Origin of the sequence: Shewanella sp. NKUCC01_JLK (genome assembly GCF_019345615.1) — a bacterium.
Taxonomy (GTDB): domain Bacteria; phylum Pseudomonadota; class Gammaproteobacteria; order Enterobacterales; family Shewanellaceae; genus Shewanella; species Shewanella oncorhynchi.
Genome location: NZ_JAHKRD010000041.1, coordinates 1 through 504, shown reverse-complemented (window position 1 = coordinate 504; position 504 = coordinate 1). Strand labels below are relative to the sequence as shown.

Annotated in this window: 2 tRNA genes; both read right to left on the bottom strand. The window is 48.8% G+C overall.

From position 1 onward, the window contains the following. Window positions 1–186 precede the first annotated feature (186 nt). Window positions 187–262, bottom strand: a tRNA-Glu gene (locus tag KO537_RS22980). Between the two features lie 131 nt (window positions 263–393). Beyond that, window positions 394–469: transfer RNA gene (locus tag KO537_RS22975), tRNA-Glu, on the bottom strand. Window positions 470–504: the final 35 nt, after the last annotated feature.

Below are 504 nucleotides of genomic sequence, written 5' to 3'. Positions count from 1 at the left end.
CTAGGGGATTCGAACCCCTGTTACCGCCGTGAAAGGGCGGTGTCCTAGGCCTCTAGACGAAGGGGACCCGGACTTATGTTTTAACTCGTAACCGAGCTTTGTAACACATTCACTTCAGTAGGCTAGGAAGCAAATGCCTTGTTCTTACCAAACAACACGTTAGTTATTTGCTAACGTGCCAAAATGTGGTATCCCCTAGGGGATTCGAACCCCTGTTACCGCCGTGAAAGGGCGGTGTCCTAGGCCTCTAGACGAAGGGGACCCGGACTTATGATTTAACTCGTAACCGAGTTTTGTAACACATTCACTTCAGTAGGCTAGGAAGCAAATGCCTTGTTCTTACCAAACAACTCGTTAGTTATTTGCTAGGAACCACTCTCTATAAGATATAGATGGTATCCCCTAGGGGATTCGAACCCCTGTTACCGCCGTGAAAGGGCGGTGTCCTAGGCCTCTAGACGAAGGGGACCCGGACTTATGATTTAACTCGTAACCGAGCTTTGT